The following is a 21,343-nucleotide window of genomic DNA, read 5'->3' as shown; positions in this document are numbered from 1 at the left end:
CCTCCTACCAGGCCGGTGCGGGCTCGCACAGGCCCCGGCCCGGCCAGGCGGGGCTACGGGTGCCGGCCGGACTCGTAGGCCCAGCGCGCCACCTCGACCCGGTTGCGCGCACCCGTCTTGGGCATGATCGCGGCCAGGTGGGTCTTCACGGTACTCAGGCCAAGGTGCAGCTCGGCCGTGATCTCCGCGTTGGTGAGCCCGCCCGCCACGAGCCGCAGCACCGCATCCTCGCGGCCGGTGAGCGGGTCGGCCGTCGGGCTCCCGCCCGGCCGCGCTGCGCGGGCGAAGTGGGCGAGCAGCCGGACGGTGACCGCCGGGTCGATCAGGGCGTCCCCGTCCGCCGCGGCGCGCACCGCCTGGGCCAGCAGCGCCGGCCCCGCGTCCTTGAGCAGGAATCCGCGCGCTCCGGCACGGAGGGCGTCGTGCACGTGCTCGTCCAGGTCGAACGTGGTGATCACGACGACGGCCATCGGGTCCGCGACGTCCGGCCCTGCGAGCTGGAGGGTCGCGGCGACGCCGTCGAGCACGGGCATGCGGATGTCGAGGAGACAGACGTCCGGGCGGAGGCGGTGCGCCTCCCGGACGGCCTGCTGCCCGTCCGGGGCCTCCGCCACCACCTCGATGCCCGGCTGAGCATCGAGGATCGTGCACAGGCCGGTGCGGACGATCTCCTGGTCGTCAGCCACCAGGACCCGGATGCTCATCGGACCTCCTCGCTCACCGGTCGTGCCGCGACCGGCAGCACAGCTCGCACCAGCCAGCCCCGGTCGCCGTCAGGCCCGGCTTCGAGCGTGCCGCCGAGAGACGCTGCCCGCTCGGACATCCCGGTCAGGCCGAAGCCCGCGCTCGGCGTCGCCTCGGGCTCGGGCGCACGGCTGGGGCGCGTCGGGCTTCCGTCATCGCGTACCTGGAGGGCAAGCGTGGCGACGCCACGCTCGACCGTGACGGTGATCCCCGTGGCGGAACGGGCGTGGCGGCGTGCGTTCGTCACGGCCTCCTGCGCGATGCGGAACAGGGCGGCAGCGGTCGCGCCCGGCAACGGGCCGACGTCGGCGGGCACGTGCACCCGCACCTCCGGCGGGCCCGGGTCGGAGAGTGCGCGCAGCTCGGTCAGGCCGGGCGCAGGGTGCCGCGACGTCTCGTCACGCAGCACGCCCACCAGGGCACGCATCTCTGCGAGCGCCCTGCGTGCCTCTGCCTCCACGACGCGCAGCGCGTCGCCGGCGGCCGCCGGGTTCGCCTCGGCGCTGATCAGGCCGGCCTGCGCACGGACCGCGACTGCCGACAGGTGGTGGGCGACCGTGTCGTGGAGGTCGCGGGCGATGGCCTCACGCTCGCGCATCCGGGCCTGGTCGAGCTCGCGGGTGCGGGCCGCGGAGCGCTGCCGGACCATCTCACCCAGCATGGCGGTCAGGACGAGGACAACCGTGCCGCCCACGGCGTCGGACGTCCCTCCGCCGTGGACGACCACGGAGACGGCGATGCCAGCGGCGAGCATGGGAGCGCCGGCGAGGGTCGCGCGGCCCGAGCCCCACCGGAACAGGGCGTACGGGACGAGGACTCCGATGCCCGCGGTGTAGAGCCCGGCGGGAACGATACCCGCGGCGGCCTGGGCGAGCTCGACGGCGGAGCCGGTGCCGACCACCCAGGCGACGACGGGGACCGGGTGCGTGCGCCGCCAGGGAAGGGCGGCGAGGCCCGCGAGCGTCACCAGCGCGGTCACGAGCGGCCAGGTCAGGTCGGGTCGCGCCGCGGTCTCCACGACCGTGGCTCCGACCGCGGCGGCGACGAGCAGGCCGTCACGACGGCCGGGCGGCGGTGCGCCCGGCGCGGGAGGACGCGCGAGCGCCGCGGCGAGAGTCCGCATGCCGGTCATGGTAGTCAGCGCCGCACCCGGGCGGGCCGGCGGCGCCGGTGGATCACCCACTCCGCCACCAGGGCGTTCAGGACCCACGAGACGATCATGAGGACGGAGCTCACCTGGATGCTCTCGTCGCTCTCCACAGACGGCCGGGCGACGACCAGCCAGGTGCCGAGCACGACCGCCTGCGTCCCCGCGCCCATCGCGAGGGCGTACGCGCGGGTCATCCACGCGCCGTGCGCGCGGTAGTCGTGCCGCATCAGGGCGCGGACGGCCAGGATCAGGGACACCGTCATCACGGCCCCGACGACGTACCGGGTCGCGTTGACCGCCAGGGTGTCCTTGGCGGGCAGGTCGTAGAAGGCTGTCATCCACAGTCCGCTCAGCGCGGTGGCCAGGCCGGCCGGGACCAGGACGGTCCCCGCGGCCCGGTGCCAGGCTCGATGCCGCCGCCGGAGGCCGGGCGAGAACTGGAAGGCGCCGAGGACGGCGTACACGGTGACGGCGACGATGTGCACGACGACGGGCAGCGGCATCGTGACGAACCGGGCGTTCTCGGGTGTCACTGCGGGGCCGGACGCGAGCTCGGTGAGTCGGAGGGCGCCGGCGGCGACCGGGACGATCGCGAGGAGCAGGAGGCCCGCGGGTGCGAGCCACCCGGTTCGCCGGCGCGTGCCACCGGGCAAGGGCCGGGTCCGGGTGGAGGGTGTCGTGGAAGCCATGGCCCGAGTCTCGGCCCGTGCGCTTGCAGGCACATCGGCCATCAGGCCGGAATGGGCCGGCCAGGTGGCCGGGATCCCCGCTCGACGGTGTCGTCCGATCTCGCAGGCTCGGTCTCCCTCGGGCGGGCTCGGAAGCCGAGCCCAGCCCGAGGGCAACCTGCGGTCAGGCGCGCGAGTCGCGCCAGTCGATCCACTCCTTGAGCAGGGACAGGTCGTAGTCCGGGCCGCCCACGCCGATCGTGAGGAGCGTCGCGCCGGCCGCGACGAGCGCGTCGCCGGACTCCTCGGGTGAGCCGTGCGTCCCGACCGAGCGTTCCACGAGCGTCGCCGTGTCGCGCCCCACCTCCGCGCCGTGCTCGTCGAGGATGCCGGACTTGCGGGTGAGCGTCTCGATGTCGCCGAACGAATGCCAGATGTCGGCGTGCTCGGCGACGATGCGCAGCGTCTTCTTCTCCCCGCCGCCGCCGACCATGATCGGGATCTCCCGCGTGGGTGCGGGGTTGCCCTTCGCGAGGCGGTCCTTGATCCGGGGCAGGGCCGCGGCGAGGTCGGCGATGCGCGAGCCGGCGGTGCCGAACTCGTAGCCGAACTGGTCGTAGTCCTTCTCGAACCAGCCCGCGCCGATGCCGAGGATCAGCCGGCCGCCCGAGATGTGGTCGACCGTGCGGGCCATGTCCGCCAGAAGCTCGGGGTTGCGGTAGCTGTTGCAGGTGACGAGGGCGCCGATCTCGACGCGCTCGGTCTGCTCGGCCCAGGCGCCGAGCATGGTCCAGCACTCGAAGTGCTTGCCCTCGGGGTCGCCATAGAGCGGGAAGAAGTGGTCCCAGTTGAAGATGACGTCGACGCCCATGTCCTCGGCGCGCAGAACGGCGTCGCGGATCTGTGAGTACTCGGCGTGCTGCGGCTGGAGCTGGACGGCAATCCGCACAGAACGTGTCATAGGCCTCAGCGTAGGCGTGTCGCGACGACGAAGACACGACGGAACTCCAGCAGGGTCCCGTAGGGACGCTCGGGGTATGCGGCCCGCAGCTCGGCGCCGAGCTCGGCCTCGAACCGCGGCAGCAGGCCGGTGCCGTGGGCGCTGTCGTGGGCCGCGAGGGCGTGCAGCGTGGGCTGGGCCCCCGTGGCGGAGATCCAGCGCAGCACCGGGTCCTCGCCGTGCAGCACGTGGACGTAGGTCGTCTCCCAGGCGTCGACGGACCAGCCCGGCCGGGCGAGGATCCCGAGGTACTCGGCGGGGTCGGCGGTGGCTCGGCGCTCCACCGGGGCGCCGAGCGCCTCCGCGTAGGGCTCGCGGGCAGCGACCGCGCGCAACAACCGGTGGCTCGGCGCGTCGTGGTTGCCGGGTACCTGGAAGGCGAAGGCCTGCGTGGCCTTCTCCGCGAGCGCGGGGAGCAGGTCGCGGTGCCCTGGCACCCACTGCAGGGTGGCGTTGCTGACGACGAGGTCGGCGCCCGTGACCGGCCCGTCGGGGTCGGCGAGCGTCCCGGCCGCGTAGTCGCGCACGTCGCCGAGGACGTACCGGGTGCCGGGGTCGGCGGCGCGGGCCCGCTCGACCATCGCGGGGGAGGAGTCCACGCCTGTGACCTGGGCAGCCGGCCACCGTTCGCGCAGCAGCGCGGTGAGGTGCCCGGGGCCGGCGCCCAGGTCGACGATCGTGGCGGGGTCCGCGGCGACACGGGCGAGCAGGTCGGCGAACGGCCGGGACCGTTCGTCGGTGTACTGGAGGTACGCGGCAGGGGACCAGTCGGCCATCGGTATTCCTCTCGACATCGAGTATCTCGACATCAAGATATCAGGGAACGAGGAGCACCTTGCCGGTCGTCCGGCGACCCTCCAGCGCTTCGTGCGCGGCTCCGGCGTCTGCCAAGGGGAAGGTCGCGCCGACGCGCACGTCGAGGTTTCCGGACGCGGCTGCGCCGAGCACCTCGGACGCCCGCCACTCGAGCTCCGCCCGCGTCGCGATGTAGTGCCCCAGCGTCGGCCGCGTGAGGTACAGCGACCCGCCGCGGTTGAGCCGCTGCGGGTCGACCGGCGGCACCTGCCCCGATGACCCGCCGAACAGGACGAGCATGCCCCGGCGACGCAGCGAGGCGAGCGAGGCGTCGAAGGTGGTCCTGCCGACGCCGTCGTACACCACGTGCACGCCCGCGCCGTCGGTGAGCTCGCGCACCACCCTCGGCAGGTCCGTGGACACGTCGGAGAACTCCGCGTAGTCGATGGTGTGCGCGGCCCCGGCCGCCAGGGACAGCGCGCCCTTCTCCGGCGAGGACACCGTCGTGATGACGCGTCCGCCCCGCGCGGCGGCGAGCTGCGTGGCGAGCAGGCCGACGCCGCCCGCGCCGGCGTGCAGCAGCACGTCGTGCCCCGGGGCGACCTCGAACGTCGAGGACACCAGGTAGTGGGCGGTCATCCCCTGCAGCGGGAGCGCTGCGGCCGTCGTCAGGTCCAGGCCGGCCGGCACGCGGACCGCCTGGGCCGCGTCCAGCGCCACGAGCTCCGCGTAGGAGCCGGGACCCTCCGCCCAGGCGACGTAGTCGCCCACGCGGAGGCCCTCGACGCCCTCGCCGAGGCTCTCCACGACGCCGGCCCCCTCCACGCCCACGGCGTGCGGGTACGACATCGGGTAGACGCCGCGGCGGCGGTAGGTGTCGATGAAGTTCACGCCGGCCGCCGTGACGCGGACCAGGACCTGGCCCGGCCCCGGGTCCGGGTCGGGCATCTCTGTGAGGGTGAGGACCTCGGGACCGCCCGCCTCGCGGGCCACGACTGCACGCATGGGCCCAGCGTAGGACGCACAAGGGTCACGACGGGTGACCTTCGTCTGCCCGACGGCGGCCGCTGGTCGCCTCGCGCGAGGCGACCGGTCCGCCGTCGGGCACGCGGGCGACGGCGCTACCGTTGGTCCGTGCCGATGCTCCCGACGCTCGTCCGCAGGCTTGCCGAACGTCTTCTGGTGGCGCGGGCGTGCCGCGAGCTGCGCGGCCTGCCGCGACCGGCGCACCTTGGCCTGATCATGGACGGTAACCGCCGCTGGGCCCGCAGCGTGGGCGTGGCGGACGCGCGGTTCGGGCACCGGGCGGGCGCCGAGCACCTGGACCGGGTGCTCGGGTGGTGTGCCCGGGCCGGGGTCGGCGCGGTGAGCGTCTACGTCCTGTCGGTGGACAACATCGCCAAGCGCGACGACGAACAGGTCGCGTACCTGTTCGAGCTGCTCGCGACGGTCATCCCGGAGCGGGTGCGGCGCCCGGGCGGGCAGTGGGCGCTGCAGGTCGCGGGCTCGCTCGACCTCGTGCCCGACGAGACGGCGCGTGCCCTGAAGGAGGCCGTCGAGGCCACCCGGGGCAGGCCGAGGCGCCTGACGCTGGCCATCGGCTTCGACCCGTTCGGCGACATCGTGGGCGCCGTGCGCGCGGCGCTGTCGGAGGCGGCGCTGCGCGGGGACTCGGTCGCGGAGGCGGCCGCCTCCCTGGAAGCCGGCCAGATCGACCGCCGGATCGCCGCCCCCGCCGACGACATCGACCTCGTCATCCGCACCAGCGGAGAGCAGCGGCTCTCCGGGTTCTTCCCGTGGCGCGCGGCGCACGCCGAGCTCGTCTTCTGTGACATCCACTGGCCGGCGTTCCGGGAGCTGGATCTGCTGCGAGCGCTGCGGACGTACGGCCGGAGGGTGCACGCCCGAGCCGTGTGAGCCGCACACGCCTCGGCCGCCGCGCCGCGAGGCCGTGGCCGCGCAGGCCGGCCCGCCGGGAAACGAGTTGTACAGGGCTCTGCATAGGTATGTATGATCCTGCATATGACCAGCAACCAGCCGATCCGGGTCGCCGTCGCCGGCGCCTCCGGATACGCGGGCGGTGAGACCCTCCGCCTGCTTGCGGCCCACCCGCACGTCGAGGTGGGCGCCGTCACCGCGCACTCCAACGCGGGCGCCCGCCTGGGCGAGCTGCACCCGCACCTCCGCAGCCTCGCGCACAAGGTCCTCGAACCCACCACCCCGGAGAGCCTCAAGGGTCACGACGTCGTCGTGCTCGCGCTGCCGCATGGCGCCTCCGGCGAGATCGCGGCCCAGCTTCCCGAGGACGTGCTGGTCCTGGACCTGGGAGCGGACCACCGCCTGGAGTCCGCGGCGGACTGGGAGGCCTTCTACGGCAGCGCTCACGCGGGCACGTGGCCGTACGGCCTGCCCGAGCTCGTCCGCCCGGACGGCACCCGCCAGCGTGCGGCGCTCGCGGGCGCCCGCCGGGTCGCGGTCCCGGGCTGCAACGTCACGGCGGTCACCCTGGGGCTCCAGCCCGGCGTCGCGGCCGGCCTGGTGGAGACCCGGGACCTCGTGGCCGTGCTGGCGGTCGGCTACTCCGGCGCAGGTAAGGCGCTGAAGGCGCACCTGCTGGCGAGCGAGGCGCTCGGCTCGGCCCAGCCGTACGCGGTGGGCGGCACGCACCGGCACATCCCGGAGATCGTGCAGAACCTCCGCGCGGCCGGCGGCGAGGACGTGAGCCTCAGCTTCACGCCCGTCCTCGTGCCGATGTCGCGCGGCATCCTCGCCACGGCGACCGCTCGCCTCGTCCAGGGCACCACACCGGCGCAGGTGCGCGAGGCGTGGGAGCTGGCTTATGCGGACGAGCCGTTCGTCGAGGTCCTCCCCGAGGGCCAGTGGCCCACGACGGCCATGACGCTCGGCGCCAACACGGCGCTGGTCCAGGTCGCGGTCGACGAGGCGGCCGGCCGGGTCGTGACCGTCACCGCGATCGACAACCTGGTGAAGGGCACCGCGGGCGCCGCGGTGCAGTCCATGAACCTCGCGCTCGGCCTGCGGGAGACCGCCGGCCTCGTCACCGAAGGAGTGGCTCCGTGACCGTCACGTCACCGCAGGGCTTCCGGGCGTCCGGCGTCGCCGCCGGCCTCAAGTCGTCGGGCAAGCAGGACGTCGCGCTGGTCGTCAACGAGGGGCCGCAGCACGTCGCCGCGGCAGTCCTGACGAGCAACCGTGTGCACGCCGCGCCCGTGGCGTGGACCCGTCAGGCGGTCAAGGACGGCGTGGCGCGCGCCGTGGTGCTCAACTCGGGCGGCGCGAACGCCTGCACCGGTCCCGAGGGCTTCGCGGACACGCACCACACGGCCGAGCACGTCGCGGCGGCGCTCACCGGGGCGGGCCAGGAGACCGGCGCGGGTGACGTCCTGGTGTGCAGCACGGGCCTCATCGGCATCCGGCTCCCGATGGAGAACCTGCGCAAGGGCGTGGACGATGCCGTGGCCGCTCTGGCGGCCGACGGCGGCCCCGACGCCGCGCTCGCCATCATGACGACCGACACCGTCGCCAAGACGACCCACGTGCCCGGCCCCGGCGGGGCGGCCTGGTCCGTGGGCGGCATGGCGAAGGGGGCGGGCATGCTGGCGCCCGGCCTGGCGACGATGCTCTGCGTGCTCACGACGGACGCGTCGGTCGACGCCGGCACGGCCGACGCCGCCCTGCGCGCCGCGACCCGCACCACCTTCGACCGGGTCGACTCCGACGGCTGCATGTCGACGAACGACACCGTCATCCTGCTTGCGAGCGGTGCGTCGGGGGTCAGCCCGACCGAGGCCGAGCTCGCCGAGGCAGTCAGGGCCGCCTGCGCGGACCTCGCCCGGCAGCTCGTAGCCGACGCCGAGGGGGCCTCGCACGACATCGCGATCACCGTCCGCAACGCCAGCAGCGAGGACGCGGCGGTCGCCGTCGCCCGCGCGGTGAGCAGGTCCAACCTGTTCAAGGCGGCCGTGTTCGGCAACGACCCGAACTGGGGCCGCGTCCTGTCTGCGGTCGGCACCGTGCCGGAGGAGGTCGCCCCGTTCGACGCGCTCGCGCTCGACGTCGCGATCAACGGCGTGCAGGTCTGCCGGGCCGGGGGCGTGGGGGAGCCGCGCGAGCTCGTCGACCTCGCATCGGCCCGCGAGGTCCTGGTCGACATCGACCTGCACGCGGGTGACGCCGAGGCGACGATCTGGACCAACGACCTCACGCACGACTACGTCCACGAGAACAGCGCGTACGCCTCATGACCGCCGGCCCCGTGGACGACTTCCAGTTCGACACGCGCACGGACCTGCGCGCCGACCAGAAGGCAGAGGTCCTCATCGAGGCCCTGCCGTGGCTCCAGGAGTTCTCCGGCGCCCTCGTCGTGGTCAAGTACGGCGGCAACGCGATGGTCGACGACACGCTGAAGGCGGCGTTCGCGCAGGACATGGTGTTCCTGCGACAGGTCGGCCTCAAGCCGGTCGTGGTGCACGGCGGCGGCCCGCAGATCTCGGCCATGCTCGACCGGCTCGGCATCGCGTCGGAGTTCAAGGGCGGCCTGCGGGTCACCACGCCCGAGGCCATGGACGTCGTGCGGATGGTGCTCACCGGCCAGGTCTCGCGCGAGCTCGTCGGCCTGATCAACGCGCACGGCCCGTATGCCGTCGGGCTCTCCGGCGAGGACGGTGGGCTGCTGCGCGCCGAGCGGCGGCAAGCGGTCGTGGACGGCGAGCCGGTCGACGTCGGCCTCGTGGGCGACGTCGTCCAGGTGGACCCGAGGGCCGTGCAGGACCTGCTCGCCGCCGGCCGCATCCCCGTCGTGTCCACGATCGCCCCGGACGTCGCCGACCAGAGCCAGGTGCTCAACGTGAACGCCGACACGGCGGCGTCGGCGCTCGCGGTCGCCCTCGGCGCGAAGAAGCTCATCGTGCTGACGGACGTCGAGGGCCTGTACACGTCGTGGCCCGACCGGTCCTCGCTCGTGCGGAAGATCGCGGCGAGCGATCTCGCGGCCCTCCTGCCCGGCCTGCAGTCGGGGATGGTCCCCAAGATGGAGGCCTGCCTGCGCGCCGTCGAGGGCGGCGTCCCCGCGGCGACCGTCATCGACGGACGCCAGCCGCACTCGGTGCTGCTCGAGGTCTTCACGGCCCGGGGCAACGGCACCATGGTCGTCCCGGACGCGCCCGGCGCGCCCGGTCCCGGACCGGTTGCCGGCCGGCCCGTCGCACAACCCGAGGAGGTCGCACCGTGAGCGAGATCGTGAGCCCTGCCGGCGGGTTGGCCGGCGAGGTCGAGAGCGGTCACCTGTCCGTCGCGGCCTGGACCGAGCGGTACGGCAACGCCGTCATGGACACCTTCGGCCTTCCGCAGCGCGTGCTCGTCCGCGGCGAGGGCGCGTACGTGTGGGATGCCGACGGCAAGCGGTACCTCGACCTGCTCGCCGGGATCGCGGTGAACTCGCTCGGCCACGCCCACCCGACCCTCACTGCGGCGATCAGCGCCCAGCTCGGCACGCTCGGGCACGTCTCGAACTTCTTCGGGACGCCCACGCAGATCGGGCTGGCCGAGACGCTGCTGCGGCTGGCCGAGGCGCCGGCCGGGTCTCGGGTCTTCTTCACGAACTCCGGCACCGAGGCCATCGAGGCCGCGTTCAAGATGACGCGCCGTGTGGCCGCCACCGGCGGCGGCACCCGCACCCGGGTGCTCGCTCTCGAGGGCGCGTTCCACGGCCGCAGCATGGGCGCCCTCGCGCTCACTCACAAGGCTGCCTACCGGGAACCCTTCGAGCCGCTGCCCGGCGGGGTGGAGCACCTCCCGTTCGGTGACACCGCCGCGCTGGAGGCCGCCTTCTCCGCGCAGTCCGTCGCGGAGAGGGGTGAGGTCGCGGCCCTCGTCGTCGAGCCCCTGCAGGGCGAGGCAGGCGTGCGCCCGCTGCCGCCGGGGTACCTGGCGCTCGCCCGCCGGCTCACCACCGAGGCGGGAGCCCTCCTGGTCCTGGACGAGATCCAGACCGGTGTCGGCCGCACGGGATCGTGGTTCGCCTACCAGCAGCCGGAGGTCGGGGGCGGCATCGTGCCCGACGTCGTCACGCTCGCCAAGGGCCTCGGCGGCGGCTTCCCAATCGGTGCCGTCATCGCGTACGGCGAGGGGACCGCGACCTTGCTCGGCAGGGGGCAGCACGGCACGACCTTCGGCGGCAACCCGGTCGCCGCGGCCGCGGCGCTCGCGACGCTCGGCGTCATCGAGCGGGACGGTCTCCTGCGCAACGTCCGCGAGGTCGGTGCACTGCTGCGGCAGGAGATCGAGATGTGCGGCAGCCGGCTTGTGGAGGAGGTGCGCGGCCGCGGTCTGCTGCTCGCGGTGCGCCTGACCCGGCCCGTCGCGGCGCAGGTCGCCGCCGCGGCGCTCGACGCGGGCTTCATCGTCAACGCCGTCGCGCCAGACGCGATCCGGCTCGCCCCGCCCCTGATCCTGACGGCCGACCAGGCCCGCGACGCGGCCCGCTTCTTCGCCGGCGTGGCGGTTCCCGCCGAGGTCGTCCAGCAGCCTGCGGCCGCCCCCGCCGCGCTCAGCACCAAGGAGTACCCGTGACCCTGCGCCACTTCCTGCGCGACGACGACCTGACCCCCGCCGAGCAGCGCGAGGTGCTCGAGCTCGGCCTCGCCTTTCGCGAGGACCGGTTCGTCCGCCGTCCGCTCGACGGTCCTCGCGCCGTCGCCTTCATCACGGACAAGCCGACGCTGCGTACGCAGGTCTCGTTCGCCTCGGGCATCGCCGAGCTCGGCGGCTTCCCGCTCGTCGTGGACGGCAACCTCGCCCAGATCGGAGTCCGCGAGTCCATCGCCGACACCACGCGCGTGCTCGACCGCCAGGTGGCCGCGATCGTCTGGCGCACGTACGGTCAGGACCGTATCGAGGAGATGGCCGCCGTCGCCCGGGTCCCCGTGGTGAACGCCCTGACGGACGGCTTCCACCCGTGCCAGATCCTCGCCGACCTGCTCACGGTCGCCCAGCTGCGCGGCGGCGTCGCGGCTCTGCCGGGCACCACCCTCGCGTACGTGGGCGACGCGGCGAACAACATGGGCAGCTCGTACCTGCTCGGCGGCGTCACGGCCGGCCTGCACGTCCGTGTCGGCGGACCGTACGGTTACCTGCCCGACGCCGCCGTCGTGGCCCGCGCCGAGGACATCGCCGCGACCACCGGCGGCTCCGTCACCGTGACGACCGTCCCGGCCGAGGCCGTCGCCGGGGCGGACGTCGTCGCGACGGACACGTGGGTCTCCATGGGGGACGAGGCCGAGGCGGAGGCCCGCGCGCTGCCGTTCGTCCCGTACCGGCTGGACGCGGAGCTGCTCGCACACGCGAAGCCGGACGCGATCGTGCTGCACTGCCTGCCCGCCTATCGCGGCAAGGAGATCACGGCCGACGTGATCGACGGCCCGCAGAGCGCCGTGTGGGACGAGGCGGAGAACCGCCTGCACGCCCAGAAGGCGCTGCTCACATGGCTGCTGGAGCAGCGATGAGGAGACGACGATGAGCCGCCGTCCCGACGTGACGTGGCAGGGGCCCAGGGAGGCCCTCGAACCCGAGGCGACCGTGCCGCCGTCGGCCACGCTGCCGATGACCAAGGCGGCCCGGCAGGCCCGGATCGTCGAGATCGTCAGGCGTATCGCGATCCACTCCCAGGCCGAGCTGGCCCGGGCGCTCGCGGACGAGGGCGTGAGCGTCACGCAGGGCACGCTGTCGCGCGACCTCATCGAACTGCGTGCCGAGAAGGTCCGCAACCACGCCGGCGCCCTCGTGTACGCGGTGCCGGGCGAGGGCGGCGACCGGTCCGTCCAGGGCGCCGAGGAGACCGGCTACGTCGCGGCGCGGCTTGCCCGACTGTGCGCCGAGATGCTCGTCTCGGCAGAGGCGTCCGGCAACCTCGTCGTGCTGCGCACCCCGCCGGGCGCGGCGAACTACCTCGCGTCGGCGATCGACCACTCCGTGTTCCCCGGGGTGCTCGGCTGCATCGCCGGCGACGACACCATCCTGGTCATCGCGCGGGACCCCGCCGGCGGCGACGAGCTCGCCCAGCGGTTCCTCGCTCTGACCGGCTGAGGATCCGCGGGACACTTGTCCCGGTAGCAGGACCAGCACCACGAACATCATCATCAGCAAACGCAACGGAAGAGATCGTCATGACTGAACGCGTCGTGCTCGCCTACTCGGGCGGCCTGGACACCTCCGTCGCCATCGGCTGGATCGGCGAGGCCACGGGGGCCGAGGTCGTCGCCGTGGCGGTCGACGTCGGCCAGGGCGGCGAGGACATGAACCTCATCCGCCAGCGGGCCCTCGACTGCGGCGCCATGGAGGCGTACATCGCCGACGCCCGCGAGGAGTTCGCCACCGAGTACTGCATGCCTGCCCTCAAGGCCAACGCGCTGTACCTGGACCGCTACCCGCTGGTCTCCGCGCTGTCCCGCCCGGTGATCGTCAAGCACATGGTGCGCGCGGCGCGTCAGTTCGGCGCGACCACCGTCGCCCACGGCTGCACCGGCAAGGGCAACGACCAGGTCCGGTTCGAGGTCGCGACCACCTCGCTCGCGCCCGAGCTGAAGACGATCGCGCCGGTGCGCGACCTCGCCCTGACCCGCGAGAAGGCGATCTCGTACGCCGAGCAGCACAAGCTCCCGATCGCGACGACGAAGAAGAACCCGTTCTCGATCGACCAGAACGTGTGGGGCCGCGCCGTCGAGACCGGCTACCTCGAGGACATCTGGAACGAGCCGACCAAGGACGTCTACTCCTACACGGACGACCCCACGTTCCCGCCGGTCGCCGACGAGGTCGTCATCACCTTCGACCGTGGCATCCCCGTCGCGATCGACGGCGTGAAGGTCACCCCGCTCGAGGCCGTGCAGGAGATGAATCGCCGTGCGGGCGCCCAGGGCGTCGGCCGCATCGACATCGTCGAGGACCGCCTCGTGGGCATCAAGTCCCGCGAGGTGTACGAGGCGCCGGGCGCGATCGCGCTCATCGCCGCCCACCAGGAGCTGGAGAACGTCACGCTCGAGCGCGAGCAGGCCCGCTTCAAGCGTCAGGTCGAGCAGCGCTGGACCGAGCTCGTGTACGACGGCATGTGGTTCAGCCCGCTCAAGCGCTCCCTCGACACGTTCATCGAGGACACCCAGCGCTACGTCTCCGGCGACATCCGCATGCTGCTGCACGGTGGGCGCGCGACCGTGACCGGCCGCAAGTCCGACGCCTCCCTCTACGACTTCAACCTCGCGACCTACGACGAGGGCGACTCGTTCGACCAGTCGCAGGCCAAGGGCTTCATCGAGATCTACGGCCTCACGGCCAAGCTCGCCGCCGCCCGTGACGTGAAGTTCGGCAACGGCGTGGACCTCGGCAGCGGGACGCTCTGACCGATGAACGACGTCGAGAAGTCCGCACCCGGCACCGTCGAGGGACCCGCCGGAGGGGAAGAGGCCGCCCAGCCTCAGGCGCCCTCCGTCGCGCTCTGGGGCGGCCGTTTCACCGGCGGGCCCTCCCCGGAGCTCGCCGCCCTGTCCCAGTCCACGCACTTCGACTGGAAGCTCGCGAGCTACGACATCACCGGCTCCAAGGCCCACGCCAAGGTGCTGCACGCCGCCGGCCTGCTCACGGACATCGAGCTCGAGGAGATGACGGCCGCGCTCGACCGCCTCGCGGCCGACGTCGCGTCCGGCGAGTTCCTCCCGGTGCTCGGGGACGAGGACGTGCACACCGCCCTCGAGCGCGGACTGATCGAGCGCGCGGGCACCGAGCTGGGCGGCAAGCTGCGCGCCGGCCGGTCACGCAACGACCAGATCGCGACCCTGGTGCGCATGTACCTCCGGGACCAGGCCCGCGTGATCGGTGCCCAGGTCCTCGACCTGGTCGACGAGCTCATCACGCAGGCGATGGCCGCGGGCGAGGCGCCCATGCCGGGGCGCACGCACCTGCAGCACGCACAACCCGTGCTGCTGGCGCACCACCTGCTGGCGCACGCCTGGCCGCTGCTGCGCGACGTGGACCGCTTCCTCGACTGGGACGTCCGAGCCGCACGGTCGCCGTACGGCTCGGGGGCGCTCGCGGGCTCCTCGCTGGGCCTGGACCCGGCGGCCGTCGCCGCCGACCTGGGCTTCGACGGCCCGGTCGAGAACTCGATCGACGGCACCGCGTCGCGCGACGTCGTGGCGGAGTTCGCGTTCGTCGCGGCGATGATCGGGGTCGACCTGTCCCGGTTCGCCGAGGAGATCATCCTCTGGAACACGAAGGAGTTCGGCTTCGTCACGCTGGACGACGCCTGGTCGACCGGGTCGAGCATCATGCCGCAGAAGAAGAATCCGGACATCGCCGAGCTGGCCCGAGGCAAGGCCGGCCGGGTGATCGGTGACCTGACCGGTCTCCTGACGACGCTCAAGGGCCTGCCCCTCGCGTACAACCGCGACCTGCAGGAGGACAAGGAGCCGGTCTTCGACCAGGTCGCGACGCTGACGGTGCTGCTGCCTGCGTTCAGCGGCATGGTCCGCACCCTCGTGTTCGACACGGCGCGCCTGGCCGAGCTCGCCCCTCAGGGCTTCTCGCTGGCTACGGACATCGCCGAGTGGCTGGTGAAGCAGGGCGTGCCGTTCCGGGTCGCGCACGAGGTCGCGGGCGCGTGCGTCCGCGAGTGCGAGGCGCGCGGTATCGAGCTGTGGGACCTGTCCGACGCCGACCTCGCGAAGATCTCCGAGCACCTGACGCCCGAGGTTCGCACGGTCCTGTCGGTCGACGGTTCGCTCGCCTCGCGCGACGCGGTGGGCGGCACTGCGCCCGTCCGCGTGGCGGAGCAGATCGAGGCGGCCAAGGAGCGCTCGGCGGAGTTCCGCTTCTGGGCCCAGCCGTGACGGTGAGGCCGTCTGTGCTGGGCGACCTCCTCGCCGAGGTCCGGGCCGTCGACGCACGCCTGGTGTGCGTCGACGGCCCCGCCGCGCGGGGCCCCCGCCCCGCCGGCGGCGCCCCCCCCCCCCCCCCCCCCCCCGCCCGGCTCGGGCAAGACCACGCTGGCCGCCCAGCTCGGGGACGCCCTCGGGGCCCCGGTGGTCCACATGGACGACCTCTACGAGGGCTGGGCCGACGGGCCCGACGGCGGCGCGGCGAACCTTCGCCGGTGGGTGCTGGACCCGCTGGCGGCGGGAGAGCAGGTCCGGTACCGCCGCTACGACTGGCACACCGGGGCGTGGGCCGAGTGGCACGACGTCCCGCCCGCCACCCACCTGGTCGTGGAGGGCTGTGGCGCGGCCGCACGCCAGGTCGACGCGCTGGGCGCCTTCCGTATCTGGGTCGAGGCTGACGACGACGAACGCCTGCGCCGCGGCCTGGCCCGCGACGGCGACGAGATGCGTGACCACTGGCTGCGCTGGATGACCGACGAGGCCGCCCACTTCGCCCGCGAGAGCACCCGTGAGCGCGCTGACGTGCACCTGGACGGGTTCGGCGACGTCGTTCGACACCGAGGCGAGCCGGCCCCGTCCAGCAATGCATAGATCTGCTAGGGTTTAATCCCTAGCGGATCTAGGTATGGAGGTGCTGATGCACATCGACAAGGACCTGGTCGCGGCGTCGGCCACACCGCTCGTCCTCGGGATCCTGGCCGACGGCGAGTCGTACGGCTACGCGATCCTCAAGCGCGTCAACGAGCTGTCGGGCGGGCGCATGCAGTGGACCGACGGCATGCTGTACCCGCTGCTGCACCGCCTCGAGCGCCTGGGATACATCGCGTCGTCCTGGGGCGTCTCGGAGGTCGGCAGGCGGCGCAAGCACTACGGGATCACGCAGGCGGGCCGCGACGCCCTCGCCGAGCGTCGGGAGCAGTGGACGGTCGTCGCCGACGCGCTCAAGCAGGTGTGGCAGGCGGCCCAGCAGCCGCCGGCCGTGGCAGAAGGGTGGGCCTGATGGGCACGGACGCGGGGCTCGAGGCACAGATCGGTCAGTGGCGCGGCTACATCCAGAGGCGTCAGGCGATCACCGCCGCCGACGTCGACGAGATGGAGGACCACCTGCGCGAACAGGTCGCAGACCTGGCTGCGTCCGGGCTCGACAACGAGGAGGCCTTCCTCGTCGCGGTCAAGCGCATCGGCAGCGTGGACGCGATCTCCCACGAGTTCGCACGCGAGCACTCCGACCGGCTCTGGAAGCAGCTCGTCCTCGTCTCAACGGCGCCCGACGACGCCGGCGAGCGCTCCTGGCATGAGCTGGCCGTCGTCCTCGGGCTGGCAGTCGGAGCGGGTGTGGCCGTCAAGGCCGGGCTCGCGCTGATCGACGACGAGATGGTGCTCGCGCGCAACCTCGGCCTGCTCGTCTTCCCGTTCCTTGCCGCGTACTTCGCGTGGAAGCGCCGGCTCACCTGGCGCGTCGGCGTGATGCTGCTCGTCCCGGCCGCGGTGCTGGCGATCGTGCTGAACGTCTACCCGTTCGTTCCCGACGGGTCGACCCTGGTGCTCGCCGCGGTGCACGCCCCGGTCGTCCTGTGGTTCCTCGCCGGCCTGGCCTACGTCGGCGGGCGGTGGCGGTCCGGCAACCGGCGTATGGACTTCGTGCGGTTCACCGGCGAGCTGGCGATCTACTACACGCTGCTCGCGCTCGGTGGCTCCGTGCTGATCGGGCTCACTGCCGGCGTGCTCGACCTCGTCGGTATCGACATCGAACCGTTCCTCGAGGACTGGGTGCTGCCGTTCGGCGCGCCCGGCGCCCTCGTCGTCGCGGCGTGGCTCGTCGAGGCCAAGCAGAACGTGGTCGAGAACATCGCCCCCGTCCTCACGCGTGTCTTCACGCCCATCACGATCGTCATGCTGCTCGGCCTCCTCGTGGCGCTCACGTCGGCCGGCGGCTTCGTCGACGTCGACCGGGACCTGCTCATCCTGATGGATGCGATCCTGGTGCTGGTGCTGGCCCTGCTGCTGTACTCGATCTCGGCACGCGACGTGCTGGCACCGCCCGACCTGTTCGACAGGTTGCAGCTCGTGCTCGTCGGGGCGGCGCTCGCCGTCGACGCGGTGATGCTCTCCGCGATGCTGGCCCGTATCGCCGAGTTCGGGTTCAGCCCCAACAAGGTCGCGGCGCTCGGGCTCAACCTCCTGCTGCTGGTGCACCTGGCCTGGGCGGCGTGGCTGACGGGCGGCTTCCTGCGGGGCCGGCGGCCGTTCGCGGCGCTCGAGCGGTGGCAGACCGCCTACCTGCCGGTCTACGGTGCCTGGGCCGCGGCCGTGGTCGTGGTCTTCCCGCTGGTCTTCGGGTTCGCCTGACGCATGGGGGTTCTCGATCGCGCCTGGTACGCCCGCCCGGTCGTGGAGGTTGCCCGCGACCTCCTCGGGGCGACCCTGGTGCGTCGCACGTCGCAGGGCTCGGTCGCGCTGCGGCTCACCGAGGTCGAGGCGTACGACGGTCCGACCGATCCCGGCTCCCACGCGTTCCGCGGTCGCACCGCGCGCAACGCGACGATGTTCGGCGAGCCCGGCCGGCTGTACGTGTACCGGCACCTGGGCCTGCACTACTGCGTGAACGTGGTGTGCGGTCCGGCCGGTACGGCGTCGGCGGTCCTGCTGCGGGCGGGCGAGGTGACCTCCGGCGCGGACCTCGCCCGCTCCCGCCGCCTCGCCTCGGGCGTGGTCCGGTCCGAGCGCGACCTCGCGCGGGGGCCGGCCCGCCTGGCCGTCGCACTGGCCCTCGCTCTGCCCGACGACGGCGCCGACCTCACCGACCCTGCTGGCGACGTGGTGCTGGAAGCGGCCACGACGTCGTCGGGCAGCGTCCTCAGCGGGCCGCGCGTCGGGGTGAGCGGCGACGGCGGTCGAGCCGACCTGTTCCCCTGGCGGTTCTGGATCCAGGGAGAGGCGACGGTGTCGGACTACCGTCCGGCGCCGCCGCCCCGTCCCCGGACGCCTCGGCGGGTGAGACCGCAGACTCAGGCGTTCGGGTAGGTCTCCGTCAGGAGCCGGCCCAGGAACCGCGCGATCTCGCGCGGGCCGGACTTCTCGGACGCCTCCTCGACGAGGCTGTTGTAGTTCGTGTTGGTGTTGACGTCGTAGGTCAGCACGCGGCCGTCGATCGTGCGGATGTTCTCGATGCCCGCCACCTCGATGCCGTGGCGGCGCGTGAACTCCAGGTACTGCGCGACCACGGGGTCGTCGTACCCGTCACGCAGCGAGAAGAGGTTCCACTCGTCGTCCGGGGCCATCGACACGGTGGCCCCCGGCGGCAGGACGGGCCGGCCGGTGGCCGGGTCTATCGCACACGCGTCCGCGGGGCAGAGCTGGAAGCCCCCGCGCTCGGTGTCGCCGCGCACGGCGTAGACCACTTCGCCGCCGACGATCTCCACGCGGGTGATGCCGCCGTCGGCCGCGACGACGTACTCCTGGACGAGCGTGATCCCGTCCACGGGCTCCTCGTAGTCCTCCGACGCGACGTACTTCTCAAGCTCCTCGAACGCGACGAACTTACGCACGCCCAGGCCCTTGCCGCCCTGGTTGTGCTTCGTCACGAACGGCGCGGGGACGTCGCGCGCCGCCTCCAGAACCTGCTCGCGTCCGACGGCGGCCACCGTGCGGGGTGTCGCGATTCCTGCCGCCCGCAGCGCCGTGAGCTGGTCGACCTTGCTCATCTCGAGCTCGAGGACCCGGCGTCCGTTGACGGTGCGGCGGCCGTGCGTCTCGAGCCACGAGAGGACGGCCCGGGAGTAGTCCTTCGTCAGCCCGTGGTCGCGCGTATGGCTGCTGGCGCTGATCCGCGACCAGAAGATGCCATCGGGCGGCGTCGAGTCGAGGTCGAGCGTGCCCTCCGTCAGCAACCACTCCTCCATGGGAAGGCTCTCGGCCTCGAAGGCGGCGGCGAACGGGACGAACCACTCGGGGTTCTCGTGCAGGGCGTAGATCTTCGGGGTCACGGTCTCCAGTCTCGCCCACCGGTGACCTGTCGATGCGGGTCCGGGCACGTCCTGCGACGGGAGACACCGCCCGGTGCCCCCGCCGGGGTGGAAAAACGGAAGGGGCGATGGTCGGCGTCGGGCAGACTTAGGGGTGCGGCCGGCCCGGCCGTATCCATCACGAAGGGTGAACACGGTGACCGACGTTCTCGACGAGCTGCACTGGCGAGGCCTGGTGGCGCAGACCACCGACGAGGCCGCGCTGCGTTCTGCGCTGGCCGAGGGACCGATCACCCTGTATTGCGGCTTCGACCCGACGGCGCCCAGCCTGCACATCGGCAACCTCGTGCAGATCCTGACGGTGCGCCGGCTGCAGGATGCGGGGCACCGGCCCATCGCCCTCGTCGGCGGAGCGACGGGGCTCATCGGCGACCCGAAGATGGCGGGGGAGCGCACTCTCAACGACCCCGGGGTCGTAGCGGCCTGGGTCGAGCGCATCCGCCGGCAGATCGAGCCGCTGCTGCGGTTCGACGGTCCGAACGCCGCGACGATGGTGAACAACCTCGACTGGACGTCCGGCCTCTCGGCGATCGCGTTCCTTCGTGACATCGGCAAGCACTACCGCCTGGGCACGATGATCGCGAAGGACACGGTGGCGCGCCGGCTGAACTCCGAGGACGGCATCAGCTTCACGGAGTTCAGCTACCAGATCCTGCAGGGCATGGACTTCCTGGAGCTGCACCGGCGGCACGGCGTGACGCTGCAGACCGGGGGCTCCGACCAGTGGGGCAACCTGCTCTCGGGCGTCGAGCTGGTGCGCAAGGCCGCCGGCGAGAGCGTGCATGCACTGACGACCCCGCTCATCACCAAGGCGGACGGCACCAAGTTCGGCAAGACCGAGGGCGGCGCCATCTGGCTCGACCCCGAGATGACGAGCCCCTACGCGTTCTACCAGTTCTGGGTCAACGCGGCGGACGCCGACGTCGTGAACTACCTCAAGGTGTTCACCTTCCGCAGCCGCGAGGAGATCGCCGACCTCGAGCGCGAGGTGGCCGAGCGGCCGTTCGCGCGCGAGGCGCAGAAGGTTCTGGCCGGCGACGTGACGACCCTCGTCCACGGCGCGGCCGCGACCGAAGCCGTCGTCGCGGCGAGCCAGGCCCTGTTCGGTCGAGGGGAGCTGGGCGCGCTCGACGCGCGGACCCTCGCCGGGGCCGTCGGCGAGCTGCCGCGCGTCACCGCGAAGGCCGGGGATCTCGTCGCTGACCTGATGGTCGGCTCCGGGCTCGTCACGTCCAAGGCGGCAGCGCGGCGCGCGATCGCCGAGGGTGGCGCATACGTGAACAACGCCAAGGTGGAGTCCGAGGACGCGGCTCTGGCGAGCGAGGACCTGCTGCACGGGCGGTTCGCCGTCCTGCGCCGCGGCAAGAGGACGCTGGCGGTCGCCGCGTCCGAGTGACGGCGGTGTCCTGCTGGTGAGGGCCCTCGGTGGAGCGATCCGCCGGGGGCCCTCGCGCGTCCCGTGTGCAGGCCGACGGCTTGGGCCGTGCGCGACATCGCCGCAACCGTCCTGCCCCTCGACCACGACGCGCTGCTCGGCCGGAGGGTCACCGGTCGCGGTGCCGTGTTTCGGTGGGCTTTCGGGCCGGTGACGGGCGGAAGTCTGCCGATTTGGTACCCGCCGGATCGCTGTGTACTGTTCTACATGTTCGCCCGGCAGGGAGGAACGGACAGCGAGAAGCCGCAAGGCGCTGGCTGGCCGGTCCCGGGGCGGGAACCCACTCAGACATTCCGGATGCTTCGTGCACCCCTGGACAAGCTGAGTGGGGCACCAGCCGGAATGGCACTCCAAATACGCTCCTGACGAGCGAGTTTGCGAGATGGAAACACGACTGGTAGATTTGAGAAGTTGCCCCGGATGGGGTTCTGGGCCTTGAAGGGTTCGGGATCGTGACGGTGTGCGTCGGTTGTTTGAGAACTCAACAGTGTGCTTGATAGTCAATGCCAAATTTTTGTCCTCGTTTGGCTGGTGCGGCTGGGGGCTGGCTTTGTGGCTGGTTTCTGGTTGTGCTGGTTGA

Annotated in this window: 21 protein-coding genes; 14 read left to right on the top strand and 7 right to left on the bottom strand. The window is 72.7% G+C overall.

Annotation, left to right across the window (positions count from 1 at the left end; translation table 11 throughout):
* Window positions 1–53: 53 nt before the first annotated feature.
* The 6 genes from L1785_RS20090 to L1785_RS20065 form a co-directional block, all read right to left on the bottom strand.
* A complete protein-coding gene (locus L1785_RS20090) occupies window positions 54–704 on the bottom strand; it encodes a response regulator (RefSeq protein WP_236091085.1) in 651 nt (216 codons plus the stop codon).
* Window positions 701–1,867 (bottom strand): sensor histidine kinase, encoded by a 1,167-nt coding sequence (locus tag L1785_RS20085; protein WP_236091084.1) that lies wholly within the window; start codon window positions 1,865–1,867, stop codon window positions 701–703. The genes L1785_RS20090 and L1785_RS20085 overlap by 4 nt, the downstream gene beginning before the upstream one ends.
* Before the next feature lie 14 nt (window positions 1,868–1,881).
* A complete protein-coding gene (locus L1785_RS20080; protein ID WP_236091083.1) occupies window positions 1,882–2,583 on the bottom strand; it encodes a DUF2306 domain-containing protein in 702 nt (233 codons plus the stop codon).
* 163 nt (window positions 2,584–2,746) lie between these two features.
* Window positions 2,747–3,523, bottom strand: coding sequence for an LLM class F420-dependent oxidoreductase (locus L1785_RS20075; protein WP_236091082.1), 777 nt, complete (start codon window positions 3,521–3,523; stop codon window positions 2,747–2,749).
* A 5-nt stretch (window positions 3,524–3,528) separates the two neighbouring features.
* A complete protein-coding gene (locus L1785_RS20070) occupies window positions 3,529–4,338 on the bottom strand; it encodes a methyltransferase domain-containing protein (RefSeq protein ID WP_236091081.1) in 810 nt (269 codons plus the stop codon).
* 40 nt (window positions 4,339–4,378) lie between these two features.
* On the bottom strand, window positions 4,379–5,362 hold the full coding sequence (locus L1785_RS20065; protein ID WP_236091080.1) for a quinone oxidoreductase family protein: 984 nt from the start codon (window positions 5,360–5,362) through the stop codon (window positions 4,379–4,381).
* Window positions 5,363–5,497: 135 nt separating this feature from the next.
* Here L1785_RS20065 and uppS point away from each other — a divergent pair, with 135 nt between their 5' ends.
* The 13 genes from uppS (at window position 5,498) to L1785_RS20000 (ending at window position 18,327) form a co-directional block, all read left to right on the top strand.
* Window positions 5,498–6,274: a polyprenyl diphosphate synthase gene (uppS, locus tag L1785_RS20060; protein WP_236091097.1), complete on the top strand. Its 777-nt coding sequence runs from the start codon at window positions 5,498–5,500 to the stop codon at window positions 6,272–6,274.
* Window positions 6,275–6,379: 105 nt separating this feature from the next.
* Window positions 6,380–7,438 carry an N-acetyl-gamma-glutamyl-phosphate reductase gene (gene argC / locus L1785_RS20055; protein ID WP_372461893.1) on the top strand — a complete coding sequence of 353 codons (1,059 nt, stop codon included), beginning with the start codon at window positions 6,380–6,382 and terminating at the stop codon, window positions 7,436–7,438.
* Complete coding sequence (argJ, locus tag L1785_RS20050; protein WP_236091078.1) at window positions 7,435–8,622, top strand: bifunctional glutamate N-acetyltransferase/amino-acid acetyltransferase ArgJ; 1,188 nt, start codon at window positions 7,435–7,437, stop codon at window positions 8,620–8,622. The genes argC and argJ overlap by 4 nt, the downstream gene beginning before the upstream one ends.
* Window positions 8,619–9,608 (top strand): acetylglutamate kinase, encoded by a 990-nt coding sequence (argB, locus tag L1785_RS20045; RefSeq protein ID WP_236091077.1) that lies wholly within the window; start codon window positions 8,619–8,621, stop codon window positions 9,606–9,608. Before argJ ends, argB begins: the two co-directional genes overlap by 4 nt.
* A gap of 5 nt (window positions 9,609–9,613) precedes the next feature.
* Window positions 9,614–10,948 carry an acetylornithine transaminase gene (locus tag L1785_RS20040; RefSeq protein ID WP_372461894.1) on the top strand — a complete coding sequence of 445 codons (1,335 nt, stop codon included), beginning with the start codon at window positions 9,614–9,616 and terminating at the stop codon, window positions 10,946–10,948.
* Window positions 10,945–11,880 carry an ornithine carbamoyltransferase gene (argF, locus tag L1785_RS20035; protein WP_236091076.1) on the top strand — a complete coding sequence of 312 codons (936 nt, stop codon included), beginning with the start codon at window positions 10,945–10,947 and terminating at the stop codon, window positions 11,878–11,880. Before L1785_RS20040 ends, argF begins: the two co-directional genes overlap by 4 nt.
* A 10-nt stretch (window positions 11,881–11,890) precedes the next feature.
* Window positions 11,891–12,460, top strand: a complete 570-nt coding sequence (locus L1785_RS20030) for an arginine repressor (RefSeq protein WP_268915507.1) — start codon at window positions 11,891–11,893, stop codon at window positions 12,458–12,460.
* A gap of 80 nt (window positions 12,461–12,540) precedes the next feature.
* Window positions 12,541–13,770, top strand: coding sequence for an argininosuccinate synthase (locus L1785_RS20025; protein ID WP_236091075.1), 1,230 nt, complete (start codon window positions 12,541–12,543; stop codon window positions 13,768–13,770).
* A 3-nt stretch (window positions 13,771–13,773) separates the two neighbouring features.
* Window positions 13,774–15,255 carry an argininosuccinate lyase gene (gene argH, locus L1785_RS20020; protein ID WP_236091074.1) on the top strand — a complete coding sequence of 494 codons (1,482 nt, stop codon included), beginning with the start codon at window positions 13,774–13,776 and terminating at the stop codon, window positions 15,253–15,255.
* Window positions 15,256–15,456: 201 nt separating this feature from the next.
* Window positions 15,457–15,894: a uridine kinase family protein gene (locus L1785_RS20015; RefSeq protein ID WP_372461892.1), complete on the top strand. Its 438-nt coding sequence runs from the start codon at window positions 15,457–15,459 to the stop codon at window positions 15,892–15,894.
* 46 nt (window positions 15,895–15,940) lie between these two features.
* Window positions 15,941–16,303: a PadR family transcriptional regulator gene (locus L1785_RS20010; RefSeq protein ID WP_236091072.1), complete on the top strand. Its 363-nt coding sequence runs from the start codon at window positions 15,941–15,943 to the stop codon at window positions 16,301–16,303.
* The gene (locus L1785_RS20005) at window positions 16,303–17,652 is read left to right on the top strand and encodes a permease prefix domain 1-containing protein (RefSeq protein WP_236091071.1); all 1,350 of its coding nucleotides are present in this window, start codon (window positions 16,303–16,305) and stop codon (window positions 17,650–17,652) included. Before L1785_RS20010 ends, L1785_RS20005 begins: the two co-directional genes overlap by 1 nt.
* Window positions 17,653–17,655: 3 nt before the next feature.
* Complete coding sequence (locus tag L1785_RS20000; protein WP_236091070.1) at window positions 17,656–18,327, top strand: DNA-3-methyladenine glycosylase; 672 nt, start codon at window positions 17,656–17,658, stop codon at window positions 18,325–18,327.
* Here L1785_RS20000 and L1785_RS19995 read toward each other — a convergent pair.
* Window positions 18,312–19,289, bottom strand: coding sequence for an ATP-grasp domain-containing protein (locus L1785_RS19995; RefSeq protein ID WP_236091069.1), 978 nt, complete (start codon window positions 19,287–19,289; stop codon window positions 18,312–18,314). The genes L1785_RS20000 and L1785_RS19995 overlap by 16 nt on opposite strands.
* A 175-nt stretch (window positions 19,290–19,464) precedes the next feature.
* On the opposite strand from L1785_RS19995, the gene tyrS reads away from it, so the two are divergent.
* Complete coding sequence (tyrS, locus tag L1785_RS19990; RefSeq protein WP_236091068.1) at window positions 19,465–20,724, top strand: tyrosine--tRNA ligase; 1,260 nt, start codon at window positions 19,465–19,467, stop codon at window positions 20,722–20,724.
* Window positions 20,725–21,343: the final 619 nt, after the last annotated feature.

The organism is Antribacter soli (assembly GCF_021568775.1).
In the GTDB taxonomy this organism is placed as follows: domain Bacteria; phylum Actinomycetota; class Actinomycetes; order Actinomycetales; family Cellulomonadaceae; genus Antribacter; species Antribacter soli.
This window is presented reverse-complemented; position numbering and strand designations above follow the sequence as displayed.

Coding starts and splice junctions, on each gene's coding strand:
- L1785_RS20090 (WP_236091085.1), bottom strand. CDS start 704: ATGAGCATCCGGGTCCTGGTGGCTGACGACCAGGAGATCGTCCGCACC.
- L1785_RS20085 (WP_236091084.1), bottom strand. CDS start 1,867: ATGCGGACTCTCGCCGCGGCGCTCGCGCGTCCTCCCGCGCCGGGCGCA.
- L1785_RS20000 (WP_236091070.1), top strand. CDS start 17,656: ATGGGGGTTCTCGATCGCGCCTGGTACGCCCGCCCGGTCGTGGAGGTT.
- L1785_RS20065 (WP_236091080.1), bottom strand. CDS start 5,362: ATGCGTGCAGTCGTGGCCCGCGAGGCGGGCGGTCCCGAGGTCCTCACC.
- argH (WP_236091074.1), top strand. CDS start 13,774: ATGAACGACGTCGAGAAGTCCGCACCCGGCACCGTCGAGGGACCCGCC.
- L1785_RS20025 (WP_236091075.1), top strand. CDS start 12,541: ATGACTGAACGCGTCGTGCTCGCCTACTCGGGCGGCCTGGACACCTCC.
- L1785_RS20015 (WP_372461892.1), top strand. CDS start 15,457: ATGGACGACCTCTACGAGGGCTGGGCCGACGGGCCCGACGGCGGCGCG.
- uppS (WP_236091097.1), top strand. CDS start 5,498: ATGCTCCCGACGCTCGTCCGCAGGCTTGCCGAACGTCTTCTGGTGGCG.
- argB (WP_236091077.1), top strand. CDS start 8,619: ATGACCGCCGGCCCCGTGGACGACTTCCAGTTCGACACGCGCACGGAC.
- L1785_RS20010 (WP_236091072.1), top strand. CDS start 15,941: ATGCACATCGACAAGGACCTGGTCGCGGCGTCGGCCACACCGCTCGTC.
- argC (WP_372461893.1), top strand. CDS start 6,380: ATGACCAGCAACCAGCCGATCCGGGTCGCCGTCGCCGGCGCCTCCGGA.
- L1785_RS20030 (WP_268915507.1), top strand. CDS start 11,891: ATGAGCCGCCGTCCCGACGTGACGTGGCAGGGGCCCAGGGAGGCCCTC.
- L1785_RS20070 (WP_236091081.1), bottom strand. CDS start 4,338: ATGGCCGACTGGTCCCCTGCCGCGTACCTCCAGTACACCGACGAACGG.
- L1785_RS20005 (WP_236091071.1), top strand. CDS start 16,303: ATGGGCACGGACGCGGGGCTCGAGGCACAGATCGGTCAGTGGCGCGGC.
- L1785_RS20080 (WP_236091083.1), bottom strand. CDS start 2,583: ATGGCTTCCACGACACCCTCCACCCGGACCCGGCCCTTGCCCGGTGGC.
- L1785_RS20075 (WP_236091082.1), bottom strand. CDS start 3,523: ATGACACGTTCTGTGCGGATTGCCGTCCAGCTCCAGCCGCAGCACGCC.